Source organism: Ornithinimicrobium pratense (assembly GCF_008843165.1).
GTDB lineage: Bacteria > Actinomycetota > Actinomycetes > Actinomycetales > Dermatophilaceae > Ornithinicoccus > Ornithinicoccus pratensis.
The window spans coordinates 2,244,864-2,260,327 of the sequence record NZ_CP044427.1 but is presented as its reverse complement, the minus strand read 5'-3'; the positions used below and the strand labels follow the sequence as shown (position 1 = coordinate 2,260,327).

Genomic DNA, 15,464 nt, shown 5'->3' with positions numbered 1-15,464 from the left:
GGCCCGGCACGTCCGGGTGTCGACGGCGCTCGAAAACTGGGCGGTTTCGGCGGTCGAAGAGTGAGCGGTTTCAGTCTAGGGATTCTTGCTCGGCTTTGATGCTGGGTAGGGTCTCCACGCCGCGGTCGCGCAGTCGGTAGGAGGCGCCTTTGAGGGCGATGACGTCGGCGTGATGGACGATGCGGTCGATCATCGCCGCGGCGACGACCTGGTCACCGAAGACGCCGGCCCAGGAGGAGAAAGGCAGGTTGGACGTCAGGATGAGGGAGGCGTGCTCGTACCGGGAGGACACGAGCTGGAAGAAGAGGTTCGCTGCGTCCTGGTCGAACGGTAGGTAGCCGACCTCATCGACGATGATCAGCCCGTAGCGGCGCAGCCGGGTCAGCTCAACGGCGAGCCGTCCGCGGTCGTGGGCCTCGGTCAGTCGGGTGACCCAGTCGGTGGCGGTGGCGAACAGGACCCGGTGGCCTTGCCGGGCGGCCGCGACGCCGAGGGCGGTGGCCAGGTGGGTCTTGCCGGTGCCCGGTGGCCCGAGCAGGACGACGTTGCGGTGCTCGGCCAGGTACGCCCCGGAGGCCAGGGCCTGGATCGGGGTGCGCGCACCGGGTTGGTGGTCGAAGTCGAAGTCCTCGATCGTCTTGGCCGCGGGCATGCCGGCGGCGCGGATCCGCAGCCGTGCGCCGGAGGCGTTGCGGGCGGCGACCTCACGTTCCAGGACGGCGGCCAGGTAGTCCTCATGAGTCCATCCGGCATCGCGGGCGTGGTCGGCCAGCCGGGTGGCGGACTCGGTGATCCGTGGTGCTTTCAGCGCCGCGGCCAGGTGGGTGATCTGCTTGAGGGTCTCAGTCGTGGCGGAGGTGGTCTTGCGGGTCATGGCTGGCTCACCTCGCCCAGGCCGAACGCACGGTCGTACTCGGACAGGTCCCGCACCATGCCGTCGTCGGCGGGCGCCGGTGTCGCGGGGTGTTGGTAGTCGTGCCGAAGCTTCGCGGCGGTGGCGACGTGAGCGGGGTCGGTGATGGTCATGCCGCGGGCCCACCGACGCGGGTGTTCAGCCACTAGGCGGCCACCGTGGCGGACCCGGACGACATCAAGGTCGGCAGCGACGTCGACCCGGGCACCGATGGCGCGGGGGTCCACGGAGTAGTCGTTGGTGTCGATGCGTACGTAGTAGTCCCGGCCCAGGCGGACATGGTTACGCCAGCCCAGGTGCAGCACCGCCGGCGGCAACGGCAACATTGCCTCTTTGTCCGCGCCCAGCAGGTCCACGGGACGGGCCTTGATCGTGCGCACCACCCGGGCGTTCGCGGTCAGCAGCCAGTCGGTGAACTGGGCGTTGAAGTCGCCCGGGGACTCAAAGTGGCGCCCGGGCATGAAGGAGGTCTCAAAAAAGCGGTTGCGCCGTTCCACGATGCCCTTGGACTCGGGGTCCTTCGGCGGCAGCAGCACGATCCGCGTCGCCAGCGTCCCAGCGAACACCGCCACCGGCTCGGTCACCTTCCGGCGTCCGATGCCGGGCTCGTTGTCCCAGATCAGCCGACGCGGAACACGGCCCAGCTGCTCCAGCAGCGACCAGGACCCCAGCAGCAGGTCAGGTGTCTTCCGGGTCGGGATCATCCGGGCGAGCATGAACCTGGAGTACCCGCAGGTCATCACCAGCACTGGAAGCAGGGTCCGGGAGCCGTCTTCGAGCAGGATCTTGCGCGGCGGGAACCACAGGTCGCACTGCGCCACGTCCCCGGCCGTCCACGTCAACCGGTCGGCCGGGTCGATCGGGCGGTGGTCAGCCCGGACCCGGTTGACGTTGTCCCGGAACCAGCGGATCGAGCCGCTCCACCCGACCCGTTCAGCCAGCACCGTCGCGGGCATGTCCGGGGTCTCCGCCAACAGCGCACGCACCCGCGCCTTGTACGGCGTGAACGACGTCGGCCCTGGTCTTCGTTCGTACTTCGGTGGACCCTCGGAAGCCACGGCCGCAGCGACCGTGTTCCTCGAGATGCCCAACCTCCTGGCGATCGCGGCCTTCGGCACGCCCTCGGCGGCCAGCCTCCTGATCAGCGCCCAGTCCTCCATGGTGATCACACTCCAATCGTCGAAGAGTGCTCACTTTTCGAGCGCCGTACCTGCTCAGTTTTCAAGCGCCGCCGACACCGGTTAGTGCAGACGCGCTCATAGGCGGGCGGTGACGGCTCACCGGACAGGGAACGCTCGACGGGCAGACACCTAAGACGCACGGGCGAACCGCACTGTTGGCAGGGGCTTGCATCGGGAGTCTGTGTCTCGACCATGTTCTCGAAGCTAGGGCACCCCCTGACAAACGCGCCAAGGCACGCCCGTTTACCGCACTAGACGCCGCCAGCGCCTCGCCAGTGCCTGGGCTCACCTAGACAAAGCGAGACGCCAGCGGACGGCCTCGATAGACGCAGCCAGACGCCAGCGGGTCGGCCCTCGACGCTGTGAATTTCTTAGAAACCATCGACTGAATCGATGCAGGGCAAGGACGTCAGCCGAACACGCCGGTATCGCGCTCAGCGACGAGTCCCTGCGTGAACCAGCCAACGAGCGTGACGGCCATGAGCACAGCGGCCTCCGCCTCCTCGTGGGTCACGTCCTCGTAAGCCGCGCTCCCGTGCCTGTCCCGTTGCCCGCGATAGAGCGACTTCAGCATGCCCAAGAGCACGTCTCGCGAGGGTGCCTCAGTGTGCTCGCGCTTGAAAGGCAGGCGCCAGGTCGCCTCTCGCTTCTCTATCGCCCGAATGGCATCCGAAACCGTAGCCGTCGGTTTATGTAGGCCCAGAACAGGCAATGCCGCCGTTTCTACTGCTTTGACGGCCATAGAGTAGGCACCACTGTCATTCGGTGTCAGATCATAAAGGCCGTTCCAGGCGCGACGTAGCAATTTCCCAGCCGTGTCTTTGCGCGCCATAATAGCCTCAGCGCCCTCCTGCACCCCTTCGGAGAGTCTCGCGCGCAGACGATGCCGTCGGCCCTCTGGGACGACCCTCCATTTTGAGCGGCCTTCTCGCAGAACTTTTTCCACGTTAGACGGGACCGCGCTGGGCGTAGAAAAGAGGAGGTAATCTACAACCCGGAGCAGGGCGTCCCCTTCTAGTCGCTCAAGGATCGTATGCGTGTCGCTGTCGCGCATCAGCGAGGTGAAAGCTGGATTGAGATTCAGGTCTAGGTCGAGGTTATTCTGGATGTCGTGGAATTTGGCTGGTTCAACCCAGCCACTGCCCCCGCTGATGGTTCTCACGACCCAACCGCGCAATGCGTTTCTCATGGTGGGCGGAACACCGCTCCTGAGTACTTGGCGCGCCGCAACATCTTCGTCTGTAGCGTCGAAGGGGACGTACGTCATGAGGGCACCTTAGCGAGTCCGCCAACTTCGGCAGGGCGGCGCCCCCAAACTGGCTGAGCCTAGGCCGCCGACGCCTCCGTCTTACGTGTCGGCCAGTCGCCTGACTAGCGTGACTCTCCCGTGTCTACGTCGCCGCGTCCGCGTGGGCTGGCGCCAGCGGTGCTGACGCCCGCGTCCGCTCATTGAATAGCCTGCGGTTGTTGTCGAAGGTTGGTGCCTAAGATGTGGATTCATCCCGTGAGGGGGCCGAACGCCTCGCCGGGTAGCGACGGAAGCGGGGTCGGCAAGGGGGTCCACCCCCCTGCCCATCGTCGCCGGATCAGAACAGCCGTCAGCGTGACGACGTTGCGATCTGACGGACGTTCACGCGTGTCAGGTGTCCGCATACCTCCGCCAGAGTTGCGTGCTTTGTAGGGCCATATAGCGTGGTATGTCGTTAGAAAAGAACAGCGCCGGAACGAGCGTAACCATCGTGGCTATGCCGTTCCGGCGCTGCACTGTTGAGTGTCAGTCAGAACTACGTATTACAGTTCGAGTAGCGACGTTCATCATTACTCAGGTTGAACCGATCAGGTTCGGACAGTGTGAGTTAACCAGTAGGAGTAGTCACGGTCCATCAGCCGTCACACTCCCATTAACCGGTTAGGCGGTTAGGTCAGGCAGCGTCAACCAGACGTGCGAACTTAGTAGCGTCCGCCATGAAGGCGACCTCAATCTCTGCACGCAGGGCAAACATGTTGCGCTGCCACAGGTTAAGAGTACGAGTAGTACCCTCAAAGGTTTCCGTCAAAGTAGCCTGGTCGGCAGCGGTAAGCCTAACGCCGTCAACGGAGCCCCACTCGGCACCCTGCCAGTCGCCAGCCAGACCCATCAGCCCAGGGGCGTCGGATACGTGGCGGTTGTACACGGGTAGGTACGTTCAGTAGGGACCACTGTTCGAGTCCTGCCCAGCGGTAAGGGTGGGGTTGCCCGCACCGTCCGTTACACGCAGGAACTTCACGCGGGACGCGGGAGAAAGCGCCCACCCCGTGTTGAATCCGCCAGCGTTAGCAAAGACTCTTCCACGTCAACCAGGCTGCTGTAGGCAGACTGCGCGGTAGAAGCGTCGAACTCGACAGCGGGAGCGGCGTCCAGCGTGTCAAAGTGCTCCCCAGGGGCGTCAACCAGACCAAGAACGGTACGGCCGAAGAGACGGCCAAGAGCGCCAGGAATACGGCGCTGAACCTCGGCGTAAAGACGGCTAGCGTCACGACGGAACTCGTCAGAGAATGGAACGATGACGGCCATCTGCTCGACGCGGCCGACGCCGCCGCCCTCGACGCCAGCGACGCGCTGGTGGAGGAGCGCGCGTACGGCGAGGGGATCGGGGCCGGCGTTCCACTCACCGACGCCTCGGTGCAGGCGGCGGCGGGTGCCTACCTGGCCACGCGGCCGCTGCCCGGGCGGGTGGCCGCGTGGTCGCTGGGGCCGGGCACCGGCAGCCCGGATGGACGCACCGCCGTGGTGGTGCTGACCGGACAGGCTCAGATCCCGGTGGTCAGCCCCGTACTCAGCGCCTTCGGGGGCGGGGTCAGCGTCACCGTCACCTCCAGCGCGCGCTCCGACCTGCAGCCCTGACCAACGCTGGCCCCCTGCGACGATGGGGGTGTGCGAGACATCTGGGGTGAGACCTTCCAGGCCGTCCTCTTCGACAACGACGGCACGCTCATCGACTCCAGCGGCCCGGTGCTGCGCAGCTGGACGGCCTGGGCGCGGCACCACGGCATCCCGGCGCAGGCGTTCGGCAATGTGCACGGTATGCCGAGCCGCCAGGTCGTGCAGCGGGTCGCCCCACACCTGGACGTGGACGAGGCGACGGCCCACATCGACCGGATCGAGCTGGGCGACCTGGAAGGAGTTGTTGCCCTCCCGGGTGCGGCAATGGCCCTTTCCGCTGCCGGGCCGCGGTCGGCGATCGTCACCTCGGCCGGTCGGGAGCTGCTGCGGTTGCGCCTGCGCCAGGCCGGACTCACGGCACCGGCGGTAGCGGTCGCCGCTGAGGACATCGCCCGGGGTAAGCCGGACCCAGAGCCCTACCTGACCGGTGCCCGGTTGCTGAAGGTCGACCCGGCCCGGTGCCTGGTGGTCGAGGACGCGCCCGCAGGGCTGCAGGCTGGCCGAGCCGCTGGGGCCGCGACGTTGGCGGTGACCACCACGAGCACGGTTGAAGAGCTTGCCCCGTATGCCGACGTGGTGGTGCAGGACCTGTCGCAGGTGCGGTTCACCCGCAGTGCCGACGGGATCCGGGTCAGCCGCCCCTGACCGCAGGCCTGACACAGCGCCGGCGGGCGGGCCCAACGCAAGGCCGTGGACGTCCGCGGCTCAGCGGACCCCGAGGCTCAGTTGGCGGCGGCGTGCACCCGCTCGTGCTGCTCCTGGTCAGCGTGCGGTTCGGTGCCCTGCTCGTCGACCGGCACCTCCAGCTCGGTGAGGAGCTCCCGCACCCTGGCCTCCAGCTCGTCCGCGATGCGACGGGCGGTGTGCAGCTCCTGGGCGTAGGGGTCGGCCACGTCCCAGCGCACGGTGCGCCGACCGAGCAGGTCGCAGGCCGGGACACCGATGAGCACCAGCACGTCGGCGGCGTCCAGCACGTCGGCCTGGACCTCACCGGGCAGTGGGTTACGCAGCTCGATGCCGCGCTCGGCCAGCACCGTCGGGGCATGCGGGTTGAGGCGTCCGGTCGGGTGTATGCCGGCCGAGCGGGCCAGCACGCGGCCGGCGGAGAGGTGCTCGGCCAGCGCAGCGGCGACCTGGGAGCGCCCCTCACCCCGCTCACAGACGAAGAGCACCTTGGGCAGGGGGGAGAGCGTGCGGCCCTCGGCGCGGGCCAGGGCGAGGAGCTCGTCACGGGCCCAGTGGTCCAGCAGTGCGGGGGCGAACGTCGCGGGCCGTCCGGATGCCTCGAACTGGGCACGGCCACGCTCCACGACCGCGGCCACCTCCGCTGCGGTGAACCCGTCGCGGAACCGCTCGGTGAGATCGGCCACTACCCGGGCGATTGCGTGCTCGTACATCGGGCTGTGCAGCTGCATGGTCCGTCGCCTCCTCGCGCGCAGGTGAACAACTGGTGAACCAGGAGTGTACGCCGGGGGGAGCTTGTCGTCGCGTTGACGCGCTGACCTGCTCGATGCGACAGGGCGAGCAACCTACGCTAGCGTAACCTACGCAAGCGAAACCTACGTCCGCGTAGGTGTTCTTCCCGACCAGGAGAGGTCCCCTCCCCTTATGGCCGCTGTCCCCACCGAGCACCTCCACCTGCACCACCGCGATGACCCGCGCCGCCCTCGCCCCGCGATCATCCAGGGCGGCATGGGGGTGGCCGTCTCCGGCTGGCGGCTCGCCCGCGAGGTCGCCCAGGCCGGACACCTCGGTGTGGTCTCCGGCACGGCCATGGATGCCGTCCTCTCCCGGGTGCTGCAGGACGGTGACCCGGGCGGTCACTACCGCCGCGCACTGGAGCACTTCCCCAGCCCCGAGATAGCGCAGCGCGTGCTCGACAAGTACTTCATCGACGGCGGTCGGGTCCCCGGCACGCCCTACAAGCCGATTCCCAAGTTGACCTTGGCTACCGCCCGCGCCGGGCAGGAACTGGCCGTCGCGGCCAACTTCGCCGAGGTCTGGCTGGCCAAGGAGGGTCTGACGGGCCTGGGCACCGGTGCCGTCGGCATCAACTGCCTGGAGAAGGTGCAGATGGCCACCCCCACCGCGCTGCTGGGCGCGATGCTGGCGGATGTCGACTACGTGCTCATGGGGGCCGGCATCCCGCGCGAGATCCCCGCCCTCCTGCGTGACCTGGCGGCTGGCGGGATCGGCCGGATCAGCGCCGACGTGCTGGGCGGCAAGCTGCGCCGCCACGTCGAGGTGGACCCAGTGGACCTGCTCGCGGAGGACCTGCCGCCGCTGAGGCGGCCCGACTTCCTGGCGATCGTCTCCGTGGATCAGCTCGCCACCTACCTGCACCGCGACCCCGACATCCGCCCCGACGGTTTCGTCGTCGAGCGGCCCCCGGCGGGTGGTCACTCCGCCCCGCCGCGAGGCAAGATGCAGCTCGACGAGCAGGGTCAGCCGATCTACGGCGATCGGGACGAGGCCAACCTCGCCAAGATCGCCGCCCTAGGTTTGCCGTTCTGGCTAGCGGGCGCCTTCTCCACACCCGAGAAGGTCGCGGAGGCACTCGCCGCCGGCGCCGTCGGGGTCCAGGTCGGCACCCTCTTCGCGCTCTCCCATGACTCCGGCCTAGCCGACGGCGAGCGTGGGCAGCTGCTGGACAAGCTGCGCACCGGCGAGCTCGCCGTGCGCAACGACCCCCGCGCCAGCCCCACCGGCTTCCCCTTCAAGGTCGCCACCCTGGAGGGCAGTGCTAGCCAGGTGGAGGTGTACGAGGCGCGCCCGCGTCTGTGCGACCTGTCCTACCTGCGGCAGCCCTACGAGCGCGAGGACGGCGAGATCGGCTACCGCTGCGCCTCCGAGCCGGTCCACATGTACCTCAAGAAGGGCGGTGTGGTCGAGGACACCGTCGGGCGCAAGTGCCTGTGCAACGGCCTCATGGCCAACATCGGCCTGGGCCAGGAGCGCAAGGACGGCTACGTCGAGGACACCCTGGTGACCCTCGGGCAGGACCTGTCCGGCGCGACCGCGCTGATCGGGCGCCATCCTGAGGGCTGGACCGCGGTCCAGGCCCTGGGCTACCTGCTGGAGCAGGTGCCCGCGGTGCGCAGCCTGGCCGCAGCCGGCTGATCAGGTCGGCGGTCGCGCAGCCAGCAGCCGCACGCACTTCCCGGGCCTGGGAGAGCGGTGGTCGGCGACCCTCAGCCGGAGGAGGGCTGCCACCGCGCGCCGGGCCTGGGCGAGGCCATGCCATGGTCCAGGTCCGGGGCGGGACGTCGGGGTGAGGACCCTGCTGGCGTAGGCTTGACCCTCGTGGCAACCGACTTCGAGACCGAGATCAAGCAGCTCCGCGGGACCATGGCGTCGGTGCGGGAGGTGACCGACCTCGATCGGCTGCAGGCTCAGATGACCGAGCTGGAGGCGCAGGCCTCGGCTCAGGACCTGTGGGACGACGTGGACAACGCCCAGCGGGTCACCTCCGCGTTGTCGCGGATCAAGGCCGAGCACGACAAGGTCATCGGCATGGACGCGCGCATCGACGACCTCGAGGCCCTGGTCGAGCTCGGCACCGAGGAGGGCGGCCAGGAGGGCGCCGACGTCATCCAGGAGGCCGAGCGCGACCTGACCAAGCTCAAGAAGGACGTGGCCCTGCTCGAGGTCCGCACCCTGCTCAACGGGGAGTATGACGAGCGCGATGCCGTGGTGACCATCCGCGCCGGCGCCGGCGGGGTCGACGCCGCCGACTTCGCCGAGATGCTCATGCGGATGTACCTGCGCTGGGCCGAGCGGCACGGCTACCCCACCACGGTCCTGGACACCTCCTACGCGGAGGAGGCCGGGCTGAAGTCGGCGACCTTCGAGGTCAAGGCCCCCTACGCCTTCGGCACGCTGGGCATCGAGGCCGGCACCCACCGGCTGGTGCGGATCAGCCCGTTTGACAACCAGGGGCGCCGTCAGACCAGCTTCGCGGCCGTCGAGGTGATCCCGCTCATCGAGAGCACCGACTCGATCGAGATCCCCGAGACTGACCTCAAGGTCGACGTCTTCCGCTCCTCGGGCCCTGGCGGACAGTCGGTCAACACCACCGACTCCGCGGTCCGGATGACGCACATCCCCACCGGGACGGTCGTCTCGATGCAGAACGAGAAGTCGCAGATCCAGAACCGCGCCGCCGCCCTGCGCGTACTCCAGTCCCGGCTGCTGCTGCTGAAGAAGGCCGAGGAGGACGCCGCCCGCAAGGAGATGGCCGGCGACGTCAAGGCCAGCTGGGGAGAGCAGATGCGCTCCTACGTGTTGCACCCCTACCAGATGGTCAAGGACCTGCGCACCGGCCACGAGGTCGGCTCCACCTCGGCTGTGCTCGACGGCGAGATCGACGACTTCATCGACGCCGGCATCCGTTGGAAGCGCGGGCAGGAGAAGTCCGAGGGCTGACCCGCAGCGGGCAGGGTTCAGGTGGCCGAGGCAGCATGGGGGTATGTCGCACCTCACCGACGCCCCCTACGACACCGCCTCGCTCCTGGGCGGGCTCGACCTGGCAAGGCTGCGGCATACCGTGCACTCCGGGGCGACCCTGAGCCTGGGCCGGCGTCGGGAGCACCTGGCGGCCCTGCGCCGGCTGGTCGTCGAGCATGAGGACGAGATCAACGCGGCGGTGACCGCCGACGTTGGCAAACCCGCGCTGGAGGTGCGGCTCACCGAGACCTGGACCATCGTCCAGGAGATCGACACCCTGCTCGCCCACCTGGAACGGTGGACAGCGCCACGCACGGTGCCGGTGCCGGTGGCCCTGCAGCCCGCCTCGGCGCGCGTCCACCTGCAGCCCAAGGGTGTCGTGCTGGTCATCGCGCCGTGGAACTACCCGGTACAGCTGCTGCTCTCTCCGCTGGCCGGAGCGCTTGCGGCCGGGAACACGGCCGTGCTCAAACCCAGTGAGATCACACCACGGGTGGCGGAGCTGCTCGCCCGCCTGGTGGCCAAGCACCTGCCGCCGGAGGTGGTGCAGGTGGTGACGGGCGGGGTGCCCGGGACGACGGCTTTGCTCGAGCGGCGCTTCGACCACATCGTCTTCACCGGCTCCACCGAGGTCGGCAAGGTCGTCATGCGCGCCGCCGCCGAGCACCTGACGCCGGTCACGCTTGAGCTCGGCGGGAAGTCACCGACCTTCGTGGACGCCACGATGGACGCCACTGTCGTGGCTCGACGGATCGCCTGGGGCAAGTTCGTCAACGCCGGCCAGACGTGCATCGCCCCCGACTACGTCCTGGTTACCTCGGAAGCGCGGGACCCGCTGCTGGCCGCGTTGCGGGAGGCTGTGCAGGAGTTCTTCGGCGCCGACCCCCGCACCAGCAGCGACCTGGGCCGGATCGTCAACGGCCGGCACCACGAGCGTCTCGTCGGGCTGCTCGGCGGTCACGGTGGCGAGGTGGTGGTCGGCGGCGAGCACGACGCGCAGGACCGCTACTTCGTTGCCCCCACCGTCATCGCCGACCCCTACCCCTCCGCGCCGCTGATGCAGGAGGAGATCTTCGGGCCGATCCTGCCGGTGCTCACCGTCGCCGACGCCGAGGCCGGTGCCGAGTTCATGCGCGAGCGGGAGCACCCGCTGGCTCTCTACGTCTTCTCCTCCGACGAGAAGGTGCGGCGCACCTTCGAGCAGCGCACCACCTCGGGGGGATGACGATCGGCGCCCCGCTGCTGCACATCCTCGCCCCGGACCTGCCGTTCGGCGGGGTCGGCGCCTCCGGGATGGGCGCCTACCACGGGCGGGCCTCCATCGAGGAGTTCAGCCACCGACGCTCGGTGCTGGTCAAGCCCGCCGCCCCGGACACGCTCAGGGTCGTCTACCCGCCGCACTCGGGCTGGAAACGGGCCGCGATCACTCGGCTGATGACGCCTCTGCGCAGGCCCGACCCGCTCGCCCCGGTGCGGGCGGCGGGCCGGGCGCTGCGCGGTCGACGGCGCAGCAGCAGCTGACCGGAAGGTCAGCCGCGGCCGCCCTTGCCCTTGCCCTTGCCGCGCGGGCCGGTCTCCAGGCCCACCAGCATCGGGTCGTGGTCGGAGCTGGCGAACGGGTCGTCGGCGTGGAAGTCGACGACGTTGTAGTTGCGCCGGCTGTACTGGAAGGCGATCGACTCATCGCCGTTGATGTCCCACACCGCAGCCCCGGTGACCAGGCGCATCGCCTTGTCGTTGGCGAAGACGTGGTCCAGGGAGCCCAAGCGGCCGGAGAACTGGTAGGTCGTCGAGTCCGGCTCGTACGTCTTGGCGGTGTTGGTGAAGCCAGCCGCCTCGATGATCTGGACCGGGGTCTCCTTGCTGTAGGCATTGAAGTCACCCATGAGGAAGACCGCCTCGTCGTTGAAGGTCGAGTCGACCCACTCCGTCAGCGCCCGGGACTGGGCCTCGCGGGAGGGGTTGGCCAGGCCCTGGCCCGTGCCGTCGTCCTCACCGGATCCCTTGGACTTGAAGTGGTTGTTGATCGCCACGAACGGGTTGCCGGTCTGGCGAGCCTTGAACTTCTGCGCCAGGGGGTAGCGGGCGTTGGCGAAGGCATCGTCGAGCAGGATCTGCGAGGGGCCGAGCAGCTGCACGGTGCTCGGGTTGTAGATGAACCCGGTGCGGATGATGTCCTCGTTGGCGGGCACCTGACCTCTCGGGGAGGGCACGTAGGCCCACCGGGTGAAGCCGGCTGCCTCGTTGAGCGCCCCGACCAGGTCGGCCATCGCGACATCGCGCGGCAGGTCCTTGTAGGACAGCGCCGAGTTGGCCTCGATCTCTTGCAGGCCCAGCACGTCGGCGTCCATCTCGTTGATCGCTGCCACGATCTTGGCCTGCTGGTCCTCGAAAGCGGCCTGGCTCCAGGCGCCCCGGACCTCACAGAAGTTCGTGCCGACCGGGTTGCCCTCACGGTCGGCGTAGAACCGGCAGCCGGGCTCGTCCTCACCCAGGTCGGTGAAGTAGTTCAGCACGTTGAACGCGCCAATCTGGATGTTGCCGCCGACCTCGGGTACTTCATACTCACGGTCGTTCTCCGAGACGATCGGGTCGAACGGACTGTCGGCACCGACGACCTGGCCGGTGGGCTGGTAGTTCCACTGGAAGCGGTAGTCCAGGATGACCGGCTGGTCGAAGGTGACGTGGGAGCCGGTCCGGTGCGGCTCCTCCGCCGAGAGGTAGGGCAACGGCGTGTCCTGGGCGGTGCGGTTGGACAGGTAGTTCCAGGACGAACCGTCGTCGAGGGTGATGTACCGGCGCAGGTTCTCGGCCTCGTAGGCCTCCGCCTCCGCACCCGGGCGCACCACGTCGGTGGCGGTGTAGAGGGGTTCCTCGCCGACCGCCAGGCCGATCTGGCCGTACTGGTTCAGCGCGTAGTTGTTGGTGATCGTGTAGGTGCCCTGCGGGTGCACGAGCATCCCCTCGTACACCTCCTTCTCCGCGTCCGTGGCGGGCAGGGTGTCCAGGGCGGTCGGGGTGACCGCGGCGCAACCCTGCACGGGCGTGACGAAGACCTGGCTGAGCTGGGTCAGACCGTTGAACTCCCCGGCCTGGCCCTCGACGTCCACGCAGTCACCGATCTGCAGGTTCTCGGCGGCCCAGTCGGAGAAGACGAAGATGCCGTCCGAGGCATCACCAGGGACCTTGGCGGCGCCGCCGCTGCCGGGGGTCTGCAGGTAGACGCCGCGGAACCCGCCGGTCGGGTAGGCCGCGGTGACCACGCCCTGCGTGGTGACCTCCTGGCCTGCGTAGGGGGTCGCGCTGCCGGTGCCCTGGATCTCGGCGATGGTCAGCTCTACCGGTTCCGGCTCCGGCTCCGGCTCCGGGTCGGGGTCGCCGCCGTCTCCTCCGCTGTTCTGCGGGGTCACCTGCTCGCTGAAGGTGAAGTCCGCTGCGTTGTCGTCGGTGTCGATGAATCCGGTCCGCGTCAGGGAGCCGGGGGTGGCATTGGTGCCGGGGTATGCGGCGGCCGTGCCCTCGGGGCTGTTGGAGCCGCCGTACCCCAGCTTGTCGATGACCAGGTCGAGGTTGTCCGGGCTGGTCGCGCTGGTCGTCTCCGCCAGGAAGATTGTGCCCGTCGTGCCGGAGGGGTTGATGGTGCCGACCAGGTCCGGGGTGGGCAGCGTCTCGCCGTTGCCGGCGTTCCCGGGCAGCTGGATGAGGAAGTAGCCCTCTGCCGGGACGGTGCCGGACAGGGAGGTGACCCCGCTGGCGTTGCCGGTGCCGGTGGCGCTGCGATACTGCAACGAGGTGCCGGCCAGGTTGACCGCCGCGTCCGTCGGGTTGTACAGCTCGACGAACTTGTGGGTGTAGGGCTGGTTGGCGGACCCGCCGCGCCCGTAGAACTCGTTGATGATCAAGCCGTCGCCGGCTGCCTGCGCCACCGGCGCCAGGGTGATCAGACCGGTGGCCATGAGTGCACCGGTGGCCCCGAGCGCGAGGACGCGCCGCAGGCGGGAAAGGGTGTTCATCGTTGTCTTCTCCAGTCCAGGGCTCAAGGTGCCGCCCCCTGGCGGGTGGTACGGCGGCAGGACGAGAGTCAAACTAGCGCTTCGGTCCGACACCCGGGGGCCGCTGCGGCCTCAGGACCGCAAAGTTCACGCACTCTTCAGCAGCGGGACGAGGTAGGCCAGGTCACCAGCGCCCCGGGTCCATCCAGGGTGGCCGGACCGCGGGGGCTGGGTCCGAGGTCCGTGTCTTCGACCCCTCGCGGTCCGATCTGCGTTCCTCGCTTGTGCCTTCCTTGACTCGCACCGCTACTCGGCTACCGTGTTCTCGTTGTCACAGCCGACACACATGTCCCAGATGTCCCAACATCACCGGTAGTCACGGAGCTGTCCCCCATGATCACCCTCGAACAGGTGAGCCTGCGCTATGCCAAAGGCGACCCCTGGGCGGTGCGCGGGGTCGACCTGGACGTGCTGCGGGGGGAGTTCTGCTTCGTCGTCGGGCAGTCCGGCTCGGGCAAGTCCAGCCTCCTTCGCTTGGTCATCCTGGAGCAGAAGCCGACGAGCGGGCGGGTCCTGGTGGCGGGGCACGACCTGGGGGCCCTGCCCCACCGCCGCGTGCACCTGCTGAGGCGTCAGATCGGCACCGTCTTTCAGGACTTTCGGCTGCTCTCGGGCAAGACCGTGCACCAGAACGTCGCCTACGTGCTGCAGGTCCTGGGTGCCGGCCGGCACGAGATCCGGCGTCGTGTCCCCGAGACTCTGGCGCTCGTCGGGCTGGAGGACAAGGGCAGGCGCCTCCCGCACGAGCTGTCGGGAGGTGAGCAGCAGCGGGTGGCGATCGCGCGGGCCATGGTCAACAAGCCACCGATCCTGCTCGCCGACGAGCCGACCGGCAACCTTGACCCGGACACGAGCCAGGAGATTGTGGCCATCCTGGAGCGGATCAACCGCACCGGCACGACCGTGCTCATGGCCACGCACGACACCACCATCGTCGACCAGTTCCGCAAGCGCGTGGTCCAGCTGCACGAGGGCCGGGTTGTGCGCGACCAGGCCGAGGGCGGTTATCGGCAGGTGGTGGAGCCGTGAGGCCGGGCTTCCTGCTGGGCGAGGTGGGCAACGGGTTGCGCCGCAACGGTGCCATGTTCATCTCCGTGGTCCTGGTCACCATGGTCTCGTTGTTCTTCCTCGGGATCGGACTGCTCGCGCAGCAACAGGTCAGCACGGCCCAGGGCTACTGGTATGACCGCGTCCAGGTCTCGATCTTCTTGTGCACCCCGGACTCCACCGACTCCGTCGGCTGCACCGGGGGCGGGGTGACCCAGGAGCAGCGCGACCAGATCGAGGCCGACCTGGAGGGTCTGCGGCCGCTGGTCACCGAGTGGTTCTACGAGTCCAGCGAGGAGGCATACGAGCGGTTCCGCGAGCAGTTCCGCGGCTCCTCGGTGCTCGACTCGGTCCCCCCTGAGGCGATCCCGGCCTCGTTCAGGGTCAACCTGTCCGACCCCCACCGGTATGACGTGATCCGGGCCGCCTTCGAGCAGGCCCCCGGTGTGGACAGCGTGGAGGACCAGCGCGAGGTCGTGGACCAGTTGTTCACCTTCTTGCGGGTGCTCAGCGCCGGGGCCCTCGGCCTGGCCGCCGCGATGGTGCTGTGCGCGGTCCTGCTCATCTCCACCGCGATCCGGCTCACCGCCTGGACCCGCCGGCGGGAGACCGGCATCCAGCGGATGGTTGGCGCCTCCGCCTTCAGCATCCACCTGCCGTTCATCGTCGAGACCGTCATCGCCACGCTGCTGGGGGCGACGCTCGCCGTCGGGCTGCTGTGGGCCACGGTCCGCTTCGGCGTCAGTGGCTTCCTGTCCGATGTGCTCGCGGGGGAGAGCGGTCTGGTCAGCCTCATCGGTGAGGGCGAAGTGTGGCTCATCACCCCCGTCCTGGTGATCGGCGCGCTGCTGCTGGCCGTCCTTACCGCCTGGGCGGCCTTGCGTCGCCACGTGAGGGTCTAA

13 protein-coding genes are annotated in these 15,464 nt (G+C 68.6%); 8 read left to right on the top strand and 5 right to left on the bottom strand.

Going from position 1 to position 15,464, the window contains the following annotated elements:
• Positions 1 to 70: 70 nt before the first annotated feature.
• The 3 genes from istB to FY030_RS10345 form a co-directional block, all read right to left on the bottom strand.
• Positions 71 to 874: an IS21-like element helper ATPase IstB gene (gene istB, locus FY030_RS10355; RefSeq protein WP_158060304.1), complete on the bottom strand. Its 804-nt coding sequence runs from the start codon at positions 872 to 874 to the stop codon at positions 71 to 73.
• The gene (gene istA / locus FY030_RS10350; RefSeq protein WP_158060305.1) at positions 871 to 2,082 is read right to left on the bottom strand and encodes an IS21 family transposase; all 1,212 of its coding nucleotides are present in this window, start codon (positions 2,080 to 2,082) and stop codon (positions 871 to 873) included. The genes istB and istA overlap by 4 nt, the downstream gene beginning before the upstream one ends.
• Positions 2,083 to 2,503: 421 nt before the next feature.
• Positions 2,504 to 3,361 (bottom strand): hypothetical protein, encoded by an 858-nt coding sequence (locus tag FY030_RS10345; RefSeq protein WP_158061434.1) that lies wholly within the window; start codon positions 3,359 to 3,361, stop codon positions 2,504 to 2,506.
• A 1,143-nt stretch (positions 3,362 to 4,504) separates the two neighbouring features.
• Here FY030_RS10345 and FY030_RS10340 point away from each other — a divergent pair.
• Complete coding sequence (locus FY030_RS10340) at positions 4,505 to 4,978, top strand: hypothetical protein (RefSeq protein WP_158061433.1); 474 nt, start codon at positions 4,505 to 4,507, stop codon at positions 4,976 to 4,978.
• A 30-nt stretch (positions 4,979 to 5,008) separates the two neighbouring features.
• Positions 5,009 to 5,662 (top strand): HAD-IA family hydrolase, encoded by a 654-nt coding sequence (locus FY030_RS10335; RefSeq protein WP_202879693.1) that lies wholly within the window; start codon positions 5,009 to 5,011, stop codon positions 5,660 to 5,662.
• A gap of 77 nt (positions 5,663 to 5,739) precedes the next feature.
• Here FY030_RS10335 and FY030_RS10330 read toward each other — a convergent pair whose 3' ends face one another.
• Positions 5,740 to 6,432 carry an arsenate-mycothiol transferase ArsC gene (locus FY030_RS10330; protein WP_158061432.1) on the bottom strand — a complete coding sequence of 231 codons (693 nt, stop codon included), beginning with the start codon at positions 6,430 to 6,432 and terminating at the stop codon, positions 5,740 to 5,742.
• 193 nt (positions 6,433 to 6,625) lie between these two features.
• On the opposite strand from FY030_RS10330, the gene FY030_RS10325 reads away from it, so the two are divergent.
• The 4 genes from FY030_RS10325 to FY030_RS16595 all read left to right on the top strand — a co-directional run bounded on the left by FY030_RS10325 (position 6,626) and on the right by FY030_RS16595 (position 10,984).
• Positions 6,626 to 8,137, top strand: a complete 1,512-nt coding sequence (locus FY030_RS10325; RefSeq protein ID WP_238348229.1) for a nitronate monooxygenase — start codon at positions 6,626 to 6,628, stop codon at positions 8,135 to 8,137.
• A gap of 183 nt (positions 8,138 to 8,320) precedes the next feature.
• Positions 8,321 to 9,442 carry a peptide chain release factor 2 gene (gene prfB, locus FY030_RS10320; RefSeq protein ID WP_158061431.1) on the top strand — a complete coding sequence of 374 codons (1,122 nt, stop codon included), beginning with the start codon at positions 8,321 to 8,323 and terminating at the stop codon, positions 9,440 to 9,442.
• A gap of 43 nt (positions 9,443 to 9,485) precedes the next feature.
• Positions 9,486 to 10,688 carry an aldehyde dehydrogenase family protein gene (locus FY030_RS10315; protein WP_202879692.1) on the top strand — a complete coding sequence of 401 codons (1,203 nt, stop codon included), beginning with the start codon at positions 9,486 to 9,488 and terminating at the stop codon, positions 10,686 to 10,688.
• Positions 10,685 to 10,984: a hypothetical protein gene (locus tag FY030_RS16595; protein WP_202879691.1), complete on the top strand. Its 300-nt coding sequence runs from the start codon at positions 10,685 to 10,687 to the stop codon at positions 10,982 to 10,984. Before FY030_RS10315 ends, FY030_RS16595 begins: the two co-directional genes overlap by 4 nt.
• 8 nt (positions 10,985 to 10,992) lie before the next feature.
• Here FY030_RS16595 and FY030_RS10310 read toward each other — a convergent pair whose 3' ends face one another.
• Positions 10,993 to 13,476 carry an ExeM/NucH family extracellular endonuclease gene (locus FY030_RS10310; protein WP_158061430.1) on the bottom strand — a complete coding sequence of 828 codons (2,484 nt, stop codon included), beginning with the start codon at positions 13,474 to 13,476 and terminating at the stop codon, positions 10,993 to 10,995.
• A 372-nt stretch (positions 13,477 to 13,848) separates the two neighbouring features.
• Here FY030_RS10310 and ftsE point away from each other — a divergent pair, with 372 nt between their 5' ends.
• Positions 13,849 to 14,544 carry a cell division ATP-binding protein FtsE gene (gene ftsE / locus FY030_RS10305; protein WP_158061429.1) on the top strand — a complete coding sequence of 232 codons (696 nt, stop codon included), beginning with the start codon at positions 13,849 to 13,851 and terminating at the stop codon, positions 14,542 to 14,544.
• Positions 14,541 to 15,464 carry a permease-like cell division protein FtsX gene (gene ftsX / locus FY030_RS10300; RefSeq protein ID WP_158061428.1) on the top strand — a complete coding sequence of 308 codons (924 nt, stop codon included), beginning with the start codon at positions 14,541 to 14,543 and terminating at the stop codon, positions 15,462 to 15,464. The genes ftsE and ftsX overlap by 4 nt, the downstream gene beginning before the upstream one ends.

Coding starts and splice junctions, on each gene's coding strand:
- istB (WP_158060304.1), bottom strand. CDS start 874: ATGACCCGCAAGACCACCTCCGCCACGACTGAGACCCTCAAGCAGATC.
- FY030_RS10310 (WP_158061430.1), bottom strand. CDS start 13,476: ATGAACACCCTTTCCCGCCTGCGGCGCGTCCTCGCGCTCGGGGCCACC.
- FY030_RS10315 (WP_202879692.1), top strand. CDS start 9,486: ATGTCGCACCTCACCGACGCCCCCTACGACACCGCCTCGCTCCTGGGC.
- ftsE (WP_158061429.1), top strand. CDS start 13,849: ATGATCACCCTCGAACAGGTGAGCCTGCGCTATGCCAAAGGCGACCCC.
- FY030_RS10345 (WP_158061434.1), bottom strand. CDS start 3,361: ATGACGTACGTCCCCTTCGACGCTACAGACGAAGATGTTGCGGCGCGC.
- FY030_RS10325 (WP_238348229.1), top strand. CDS start 6,626: ATGGCCGCTGTCCCCACCGAGCACCTCCACCTGCACCACCGCGATGAC.
- FY030_RS10330 (WP_158061432.1), bottom strand. CDS start 6,432: ATGCAGCTGCACAGCCCGATGTACGAGCACGCAATCGCCCGGGTAGTG.
- FY030_RS16595 (WP_202879691.1), top strand. CDS start 10,685: ATGACGATCGGCGCCCCGCTGCTGCACATCCTCGCCCCGGACCTGCCG.